This is a genomic window from Herbaspirillum sp. NPDC087042 (assembly GCF_044745245.1).
In the GTDB taxonomy this organism is placed as follows: Bacteria; Pseudomonadota; Gammaproteobacteria; order Burkholderiales; family Burkholderiaceae_D; genus Herbaspirillum.
Genome location: NZ_JBIUZW010000038.1, coordinates 1 through 6,748, shown reverse-complemented (window position 1 = coordinate 6,748; position 6,748 = coordinate 1). Strand labels below are relative to the sequence as shown.

Genomic DNA, 6,748 nt, shown 5'->3' with positions numbered 1-6,748 from the left:
CCCGCGGCGGCGACCTAGACGCAGCCGGGGCTCCCGATGCGGCCGAGGTCGTTGCGGGCCAGGGCGATCAGCACCACGTGTTCCGCGAGGTCCTTGGGGTCGGCCAGCAGCTCGCGCGCCAGCTGTTCATCGCGCTCGATGGTGGAGCCGCGCGGACGGGTGCCGGCCAGCGGACGGATGGTGATCTTCTTCTGGCCGTCGCCGATGGATTCGTTGCGCACCAGGATTTCGGGCGAGGCGCCGACGATCTGCATGTCGCCGAAGTTGTAGAAGTACATGTAGGGCGAGGGGTTCAGCGAACGCAGCGCGCGGTACAGCATCAGCGGCGAATCCACATAGGACTTCTTCAGGCGCTGGCCGATCTGCACCTGCATCAGGTCGCCGGCCATCACGTATTCCTTGGCGCGGGCCACGGCCTTGAGATATTCGTCCTTGGGGAATTCGCGGATGGTCTCGGTACGCACCGAACCGGTGGTGACCGGTGCATCGGCCGGGCGGCGCAGCATGGCGCGCAGGTCGCGCAGGCGCTGGCGACCACGGGAGAAGGCTTCCGGCTGGGTGGGGTCAGCGTAGACGATCAGGTAGAGCTTGCCGGAGAGGTTGTCGATGACGGCCAGTTCTTCGGTCAGCAGCAGCTGGATGTCGGGCAGGCCCAGGGTGTCGTTGGGGGCGCTGTCTTCCAGGCGCTTCTCGATGTAGCGCACCGCGTCGTAGCCGAAGTAGCCGGCCAGACCGCCACAGAAGCGCGGCATGCCGGGACGGATGGCGACCTTGAAGCGGGACTGGTAGTCGGCAATGAATTCCAGCGCATTGCCTTTGGCGGTCTCGATGACCACGTCGTTCTTCAAGACCTCGATCTGCTGGCCGCTGCAGCGGATCTTGGTCGAAGCAGGCAGGCCGATGAAGGAGTAGCGGCCAAAGCGCTCGCCACCCACGACAGACTCCAGCAGGAAGGTGTTCTTGCCGGTGTTGTGGCTCTGAGCCAGCTTGAGGTACAGCGTCAGCGGTGTTTCCAGGTCGGCGAAGGCTTCGGCGATCAGCGGGATGCGGTTGTAGCCTTCGGTGGCCAGCGATTTGAATTCGAGTTCGGTCATGTTTCACTCCAGACCGCCATTGTAGGGTACGCAGGGCTGACCGCAGACCGGCGCAGACGCCATGAAGCCATGGACGCGATGCACGCGGATGCAGCAGACAGGTGCGGACTCTCGTCAGCGGTGTCGTTATTGAAATTACGGGAAATACGGAGGATGCGGTACCACAACAAACGACCCGGCACGCAGGTGCGGCCAGGTCCAGGCGTCAATTACTGCGCCTGGAATTGCCAGCGTCGCCACAGCCAGGCCTCAGGGGCGGCTGTCGGTTGAGCGGTTCGTTTGTTGTTACGAAACATTGATGTGGGTCGCGGTTGGATCTGTGGTCTATCGACCGGTGAGCTGACAGGGCGTCAGTCCACCGAGATTTGCTGCGCTGCTTCTACAAGCGTTGAGACTATACCATCCGAATCGACGTCGTGTATAGATTCACCGTGGTTGTATCCATACGGAACATTGAGGACGCGGCAACCCGCCGCACGGGCCGCCTGGGCGTCGTTGCTGGAGTCGCCGATGGCCACCACCTGGGCCGGCTCCAGCTTGAAATCGCTGCAGACCTGCAGCAGCGGCATGGGGTCGGGCTTCTTCTTGGGGAAGGAGTCGCCACCGTAGACCACCTCGAAGAAACCGCTCAGGCCCTTCTTTGCCAGCAGCGGCAGGGTGAAAGACACCGGTTTGTTGGTCACGCAGGCCAGGCGCAGGCCCTTGGCGCGCATGGCTTGCAGACCCTCGAGCACGCCCGGGTAGAGCGAGGCGTAGTCGCCGTTGATGGCCAGGTAGTGCTCGGTATAGGCGTCCAGCGCCTGCTGGAAGTAGCCGGCCGCCTCATCTTCGGCGTAGTCCACGGCCAGCACGCGGCGGATCAGGTTTTCGGTACCCTTGCCGACGAAGTTGACGATGGTTTCCTGGGACAGGGGCGTCAAGCCCAGCTCGTCACGCATGCGGTTGACGGCGACCTGGAAGTCGCCGGCCGTATCCAGCATGGTGCCGTCGAGGTCGATGATGGCGGCCTTGATGTTGTTCAGCTTGCTCATATGCTCAGGAAACCTGTCGTCTTGGTAAAGGGAAGTCAGACTTGCGCCAGCTCGGCGCGCATGGCGTCGATGACGGCCTTGTAGTCCGGCTTGCCGAAGATGGCGGAGCCGGCCACAAAGGTATCGGCACCGGCGCGGGCAGCCGCGGCGATGTTCTCGACCTTGATGCCACCGTCGACTTCCAGCAGGATGTCGCGACCGGATTCATCGATGCGGCGACGCACTTCGGCGATCTTCTTGAGCGCTTCCGGGATGAAGGACTGGCCGCCGAAGCCGGGGTTGACCGACATGATCAGGACCATGTCCAGCTTGTCCATGACGTGGTCCAGATAGTGCAGGGGCGTGCCGGGGTTGAACACCAGGCCGGCCTTGCAGCCGTTGTCGCGGATCAGTTGCAGGGAGCGGTCGATGTGCTCGGAGGCTTCCGGGTGGAAGGTGATCAGGTTGGCGCCAGCCTTGGCGAAGTCGGGGATGATGCGATCCACCGGCTTGACCATCAGATGCACGTCGATGGGCACTTGCACGTGCGGACGGATCGCCTCGCACACCAGCGGGCCGATGGTCAGGTTGGGCACGTAGTGGTTATCCATCACGTCGAAGTGGATGAAGTCGGCGCCGGCGGCGACGACATTGCGCACTTCTTCACCCAGGCGGGCGAAATCGGCGGACAGGATGCTGGGGGCGATACGGTAGGTCGGCATGGCGGTCAAGAAAGGATGGCTGAATCGGCGGGCGGCCTGCGGCGCGGGGCCGGAGGCGGCAAAAATGCTATTTTACCCTGCCGGGGCCGCATCGATGAGCTCACGGAACGCCGCGGCTTGCGCTGCCTGCTGAATTCGTGTGCAATCTGGCCTGTGCGTCACGCAGGCTGCCGCGAGTTGCGGTACGCTGGCGCCAGTTTCATCCACAACACAGGAAATCCCATGGCAGCGTATGAGTTCACGGTGACGGTCAAGACCCAGTACCTGGAGGAGCAATCCGATCCATCGCGTTCGCATTACGTGTTCGCCTATGCGATCACCATCGTCAATACCGGCACGGTGCCGGCGCAGCTGATCTCGCGCCACTGGGTCATCACCGATGCCAACAACCACGTCGAAGAGGTGCGCGGACTGGGGGTGGTGGGGCACCAGCCCTTCCTGCAGCCGGGCGAGCAGTTCGAGTACACCAGCGGTACCTCGCTCAAGACGCCCCAGGGCAGCATGCACGGCGAGTACTTCTGCGTGGCCGAGGATGGCGAGCAGTTCGACGCGCGCGTTCCGGAATTCGTCCTGTCGCTGCCGCGCACGCTGCACTGAGGTGCAGGCTTCCCTGGTCTTTGTGCGCTGCCAAGGATTTTTCAGCGCGACTCGCTGTCTGTGCCTTCTTGCGCGCGCGGCGCCTGCCGCGTGACCGGCCTGCCGTTGCTTTCCTTGCGCCCCGAGAACATGGTCCACCAGACGATGAAGACCAGGACGAAGAAGGCGGTGCAGGCCTCCAGGATCAACCACAACATGAATCTGTCTCCGATGTTATTGAATCGTTTTGCCAAGCTTTCTGCGCTCAGGCGTTCCAGTGTACCTGCATTGGCGATCTCGGTCGCTGTCCTGCTGACGGCCTGCCAGACCACGCCACTGCCCCCCATCACCGGCCAGCCCCCGGCCAAGCCGCTCGTCCAGCCGGGCCCGGCCCTGCGCGCCACGACCTTTGCCCAGCTGCCCGGTTGGGGCAACGATGACCTGCGCGAAGCCTGGCCGGCCGTGCAGTCGTCCTGCTCGGTGATGATCCGCAAGCCTGAATGGCGTGCCGCCTGCAGTGCCGCCCAGCAGGTCAATGCCAATGACCTGGGTTTCCTGCGCTCGTACTTCGAGACCTATTTCACGCCTTACCAGCTGTTCAATCCGGACGGTACCGATACCGGTCTGGTGACCGGCTACTACGAACCGCTGCTGCGCGGCTCGCGTCGTCGTAGCGGGCCGTATCAGACGCCGCTGTACCAGACCCCGGACGATCTGCTGACCATTGACCTGGCCAGTGTCTATCCGGAGTTGAAGAACCAGCGCTTGCGCGGCAAGGTAGTGGGCCGCAAGGTGGTGCCGTATCCGACCCGCGCCGAGCTGATGCAGGGCAATGGCCTGGCCGGCAAGGAAATCGTCTGGGTGGATGATCCGGTGGAAGCCTTCTTCCTGCAGGTGCAGGGCTCGGGACGCGTCTACCTGCCCGAGTCCAGGGAAACCATCCGCCTGGCCTATGCCGACCAGAATGGACGTCCCTACAAGTCCATCGGCCGCTACCTGGTGGACAAGGGCGAGATGGAGCTGTCACAAGCTTCGGCCCAGAACATCAAGGCCTGGGTGCAGGCCAATCCGGCGCGCAAGGAAGAGTTGCTCAATAGCAATCCAAGCTATGTCTTTTTCAGGGAGGAGAAGCTTCCCGATCCCTCCAAGGGACCCAAGGGCGCCCAGGGCATTCCGCTGACACCGCAGCGTTCCATTGCCATCGATCCCCAGCACGTGCCGCTGGGTGCGCCAGTGTTCCTGGCCACGACCCTGCCCAATAGCGAGCGCCCGCTGCAGCGCCTGGTGGTGGCGCAGGATACCGGTGGCGCCATTCGTGGCGTGGTGCGGGCCGACTACTTCTGGGGCTTCGGTGACGAGGCCGAGGACCGCGCGGGGGCCATGAAGCAGCGCGGCATGATGTGGGTGCTGCTGCCCAGGGGGATGACGCCGCCTGGCGGCAATTGAGTATTGCTATTTCTTTTGGGAAATAAAAAAGCCTGATCCTGTCGTGGGATCAGGCTTTTTCCTTGATGAGCCTGTGCTCAGCGCAGTACCAGTACCGGAATGGTCGAGTGGGCCAGTACTTTCTGGGTCTTGCTGCCCAGAAACACGCGTGACAGGCCGCTGCGTCCGTGGGAAGACATGAAGATGGCATCACAGCCATGGGACTGGGCGGCCTTGATGATTTCCTCATCAGGATTGAAGGAGAGCGTGATCAGGGTCTCACAGGCCACGCCGGCAGCGGCTGCTGCGTCGGAGATCTTCTGGAGGTGCTGGGTGGCCAGCGCTTTCATGTTGTCTTCATAGAGGACCGGGTCGATCGCCATGGCACTCTCGGCCAGTGGCGAGAAGGGGTAGGGCTCAGCGACCGAAATGGCCACCAGGCGGGCGCCGCAGTGCTTGGCGTAATCCACGGCCATGGTGATGGCCTTGTCGGAGCGATCGGAACCGTCGGTCGGCACGAGAATGGTCTTGAACATGATTACCTCCTTGTTTGGGGTGAGTGGGCTGATGCCATGATTTCAATATAGACCTGCCGTACCTTGCCCGCATGAAATTCTTGGCAGACATTGCGCTAGGTCGGATTTCTTGATTATTCTGCGGTATCGCCGCACCGGGTTTGCGCCACGACCGGGCGGTCTGTCGATTGAATATAAGAAGGAGACTCACATGAACTACGAAAATATCCTGGTCGAGACCCATGACAAGGTCGCCCTGATCCGCCTGAACCGCCCCAAGGCCCTCAATGCCTTGAATGATGGCCTCATGACCGACCTGGGTGCAGCGCTGCTGGCCTTCGATGCCCAGGACGAGATCGGTTGCATCGTCATCACCGGTAGCGAGAAGGCATTTGCGGCCGGCGCCGATATCAGCGTCATGGCGGGCTATAACTACATGGATGTCTTCCAGGGCGAGTTCATCACCCGTAACTGGGAGACCCTGCGTCGCATCCGCAAGCCGGTCATTGCTGCGGTCGCTGGCTATGCACTGGGTGGCGGCTGTGAGCTGGCGATGATGTGTGACTTCATCATTGCCGCCGACAATGCCAAATTCGGCCAGCCGGAAATCAAGCTTGGCATCGTCCCTGGCGCCGGCGGTACCCAGCGTCTGCCGCGTGCGGTCTCCAAGGCCAAGGCCATGGACCTGGCGCTGACTGGCCGCATGATGGATGCCCAGGAGGCCGAGCGTGCCGGGCTGGTGTCGCGTATCGTGGCGGCCGACAAGCTGCTGGAAGAGGCGATGGCGGCAGCGGTCACCATTGCCGAGATGCCGCGCCAGGTGGCGATGATGGTCAAGGACTCGGTCAATCGTGCCTACGAGACCACGCTGACCGAGGGTATCAAGTACGAGCGGGCTTTGTTCTACAGCTGCTTTGCTACCGAAGACCAGAAGGAAGGGATGAAGGCCTTCCTGGAGAAACGTCCCCCTTCGTTCAAGAATTGTTGAGGAGTCTGATGCCGGCGTTATCCGCTGTTTTTAGCCCGATGAAAGATAAATAAATGGCCGCCCGTCAGGGCGGCCATTTATTTTTTCTTGCGATCAGGATTTTAATAAATGGCGTAAAGCCTTGCCAGCATTGGGTTTGCAGCCTTTTGTGAGGAATGGCGAGGTCTTTCGTCTAAATTATTTTCAATTATTTTTCAAAAAGTGCTTGCGCACTGCAAGGTCGGTTGCTATAGTTCGCCCCCTGCTGCTGACGAACAAAACGATTCGCAGCGATGCAAACAGCGCCAAGCGCGTTTGCGGCAGACAAGATCTTTAAAAATTAACAGCCGATAAGCGTGGGCGTTTAATGAAGTGCGACAGAACCTCGGTTCTGGAAGCTTTAAATATTAAATGCTCACAAGAAATATAGGTAAGTTCG

At 61.3% G+C, this 6,748-nt stretch carries 7 protein-coding genes and 1 pseudogene; 3 read left to right on the top strand and 5 right to left on the bottom strand.

All coding sequences use genetic code 11. The features are described from left to right. Positions 1–17 precede the first annotated feature (17 nt). The 3 genes and pseudogenes from ACIPHN_RS25655 to rpe all read right to left on the bottom strand — a co-directional run. Positions 18–1,094: pseudogene (locus ACIPHN_RS25655) on the bottom strand (anthranilate synthase component I family protein); the annotation flags it as partial. Positions 1,095–1,444: 350 nt separating this feature from the next. Continuing rightward, a complete protein-coding gene (locus ACIPHN_RS25650; protein WP_400441978.1) occupies positions 1,445–2,125 on the bottom strand; it encodes a phosphoglycolate phosphatase in 681 nt (226 codons plus the stop codon). Positions 2,126–2,160: 35 nt separating this feature from the next. Next, positions 2,161–2,826 carry a ribulose-phosphate 3-epimerase gene (gene rpe, locus ACIPHN_RS25645; RefSeq protein WP_006465098.1) on the bottom strand — a complete coding sequence of 222 codons (666 nt, stop codon included), beginning with the start codon at positions 2,824–2,826 and terminating at the stop codon, positions 2,161–2,163. A gap of 222 nt (positions 2,827–3,048) precedes the next feature. On the opposite strand from rpe, the gene apaG reads away from it, so the two are divergent. Beyond that, the gene (apaG, locus tag ACIPHN_RS25640) at positions 3,049–3,423 is read left to right on the top strand and encodes a Co2+/Mg2+ efflux protein ApaG (RefSeq protein WP_198984894.1); all 375 of its coding nucleotides are present in this window, start codon (positions 3,049–3,051) and stop codon (positions 3,421–3,423) included. 41 nt (positions 3,424–3,464) lie between these two features. Here the strand turns inward: apaG and ACIPHN_RS25635 are convergent, their stop codons facing one another. After that, the gene (locus ACIPHN_RS25635; protein ID WP_400441975.1) at positions 3,465–3,620 is read right to left on the bottom strand and encodes a hypothetical protein; all 156 of its coding nucleotides are present in this window, start codon (positions 3,618–3,620) and stop codon (positions 3,465–3,467) included. Here ACIPHN_RS25635 and ACIPHN_RS25630 point away from each other — a divergent pair. Next, positions 3,619–4,848, top strand: a complete 1,230-nt coding sequence (locus ACIPHN_RS25630; protein WP_400441972.1) for a murein transglycosylase A — start codon at positions 3,619–3,621, stop codon at positions 4,846–4,848. The genes ACIPHN_RS25635 and ACIPHN_RS25630 overlap by 2 nt on opposite strands. 77 nt (positions 4,849–4,925) lie before the next feature. On the opposite strand, the gene ACIPHN_RS25625 is transcribed toward ACIPHN_RS25630, so the two are convergent. Next, positions 4,926–5,363, bottom strand: coding sequence for a universal stress protein (locus ACIPHN_RS25625; protein WP_400441969.1), 438 nt, complete (start codon positions 5,361–5,363; stop codon positions 4,926–4,928). Positions 5,364–5,553: 190 nt separating this feature from the next. Here ACIPHN_RS25625 and ACIPHN_RS25620 point away from each other — a divergent pair, with 190 nt between their 5' ends. After that, positions 5,554–6,330: an enoyl-CoA hydratase gene (locus ACIPHN_RS25620; protein ID WP_400441966.1), complete on the top strand. Its 777-nt coding sequence runs from the start codon at positions 5,554–5,556 to the stop codon at positions 6,328–6,330. Positions 6,331–6,748 lie beyond the last annotated feature (418 nt).

Bases quoted from the DNA above. Each gene is read 5' to 3' on its own strand.
- ACIPHN_RS25650 (WP_400441978.1), bottom strand. From the start codon at position 2,125: ATGAGCAAGCTGAACAACATCAAGGCCGCCATCATCGACCTCGACGGC.
- rpe (WP_006465098.1), bottom strand. From the start codon at position 2,826: ATGCCGACCTACCGTATCGCCCCCAGCATCCTGTCCGCCGATTTCGCC.
- apaG (WP_198984894.1), top strand. From the start codon at position 3,049: ATGGCAGCGTATGAGTTCACGGTGACGGTCAAGACCCAGTACCTGGAG.
- ACIPHN_RS25630 (WP_400441972.1), top strand. From the start codon at position 3,619: ATGAATCTGTCTCCGATGTTATTGAATCGTTTTGCCAAGCTTTCTGCG.
- ACIPHN_RS25635 (WP_400441975.1), bottom strand. From the start codon at position 3,620: ATGTTGTGGTTGATCCTGGAGGCCTGCACCGCCTTCTTCGTCCTGGTC.
- ACIPHN_RS25625 (WP_400441969.1), bottom strand. From the start codon at position 5,363: ATGTTCAAGACCATTCTCGTGCCGACCGACGGTTCCGATCGCTCCGAC.
- ACIPHN_RS25620 (WP_400441966.1), top strand. From the start codon at position 5,554: ATGAACTACGAAAATATCCTGGTCGAGACCCATGACAAGGTCGCCCTG.